The organism is Luteibacter sp. P4_D7_3 (assembly GCF_056401735.1).
This window is the reverse complement of record NZ_JBFUIT010000600.1, coordinates 1-1,081: the sequence shown is the minus strand read 5'-3', so window position 1 is coordinate 1,081 and position 1,081 is coordinate 1. Positions and strand designations below refer to the sequence as shown.

Genomic DNA, 1,081 nt, shown 5'->3' with positions numbered 1-1,081 from the left:
GCCTCGGGCTGGTCGCCTGAGGGCTGGAACGGAGAGACGAGCTGGAAGCGATCTGTCATGGCTGACGATATGCTGGTTCGGACCCCGAGTTTAAAGCGCCAATGCCTACACGGTGTGAGGCGATGACCGACAGACGGTTGTCCGCGGCCGAGGGCACGATTCGGGCCTCCCCTTTCACGGCACCGCCATGCCCCGCCCGCCTTGCCGCGGTTTCACGTGGCTCGAACTCCTCATGGTCCTGACCATCGTGGCCATCATGGCGGCCGTCGCCGCACCGTCGCTTTCCGAGGCGATCGCGCGGCATCGGCTCCGGGCGGCGATGAACGCCCTGATGGACACCCTTCAACACACCCGTACGGCGGCGCTGTATCGAGAGAGGGGCACGCTGGTCTGCCCCAGCGAAAACGGTCGGACATGCAGCGGACGCACCGACTGGGGCGTGGGCTGGATCAGTCGGGACCGGGCCACGGGCGATGTCCTCGCCGTCGAAGACGCGCTGGACTCGCGATTGACCGCCATCTCCATCGGCCTCCGCACCGACATCGCGTTCCTGCGGCCAGGCAAGGAGGCTCCGCCCGGCAACCAGACGCTGGCGCTGTGCCTGCGCGGCAAGGCCGCCACCACGCTGACCGTCGTGATAGCCAAMGACGGCCATAGCCACGCCGAACCAGCTTCGGCCGATGTCGCACGCGCCTGTGGCGCACGTCATTCACGAAATCGTTAAGACCCGCTTGACACACCCACCTCACATAAAGACAATACGCAGCTCCCCGCCCGAATAGCTCAGCCGGTTAGAGCACTTGACTGTTAATCAGGGGGTCGTTGGTTCGAGTCCAACTTCGGGCGCCAGGTTTTGAAAGGGTCTGCAGCGATGCAGGCCCTTTTTCTTTGTCTAATAAAAAGCGGTATGTCTAATAAAGATCGACTCTAGCAGGTCGCGGTCGCTGAGACCGGGTGGCGAGAAAATAGCCACGTGGACACTTTTAGAAGCATTGCCAGAGACATGCGCGAGCGCCGCCAAACGCTTGGCCGCTCCTCCTCCCACGCCGGTCGAGGCTTTCGCTATTGCATACGTCACAGC

General features: G+C 63.1%; 2 protein-coding genes and 1 tRNA gene. 2 read left to right on the top strand and 1 reads right to left on the bottom strand.

Going from position 1 to position 1,081, the window contains the following annotated elements:
- The first annotated feature begins 187 nt into the window (after positions 1-187).
- Positions 188-724 (top strand): pilus assembly FimT family protein, encoded by a 537-nt coding sequence (locus AC1DSN_RS23045; RefSeq protein ID WP_477333209.1) that lies wholly within the window; start codon positions 188-190, stop codon positions 722-724.
- 48 nt (positions 725-772) lie between these two features.
- Positions 773-849, top strand: a tRNA-Asn gene (locus AC1DSN_RS23040).
- A 43-nt stretch (positions 850-892) separates the two neighbouring features.
- On the opposite strand, the gene AC1DSN_RS23035 is transcribed toward AC1DSN_RS23040, so the two are convergent.
- On the bottom strand, positions 893-1,081 hold a 189-nt coding region (locus tag AC1DSN_RS23035), incomplete at its 5' end, for a hypothetical protein (RefSeq protein ID WP_477333207.1).